This is a genomic window from Mordavella massiliensis, assembly GCF_016902415.1.
Taxonomy (GTDB): domain Bacteria; phylum Bacillota; class Clostridia; order Lachnospirales; family Lachnospiraceae; genus Merdimonas; species Merdimonas faecigallinarum.
In genome coordinates, this window is sequence record NZ_JACJLV010000140.1 from 1 (window position 1) to 286 (window position 286).

Consider the following 286-nt stretch of genomic DNA (forward strand, 5'->3'; position numbering starts at 1 on the left):
GGATCAATGGATATTTGCTCCTCCCCGAAGCTTTTCGCAGCTTATCACGTCTTTCATCGGCTCTTAGTGCCAAGGCATCCACCATACGCTCTTTCATGCATGACCAACTAGCTTTGAAAGCGGGTGGCGGTTTTTCACCGCTGTATTCTTCCAAAACTCACACGTGCATAGCGTTACACGCGTTGGTCTTCGGCCAATTTTTTGCTTTGTTTTCTTCAAAGTGTGTAATCATTACACAGTTTCCTGTTATAACAATTACCTCGGATGTCTTGATCAAGATATTTTG

1 rRNA gene is annotated in these 286 nt (G+C 43.7%); it reads right to left on the reverse strand.

Going from position 1 to position 286, the window contains the following annotated elements:
• Positions 1 to 105, reverse strand: a 23S ribosomal RNA gene (locus H6A13_RS13180); the annotation flags it as partial.
• Positions 106 to 286 lie beyond the last annotated feature (181 nt).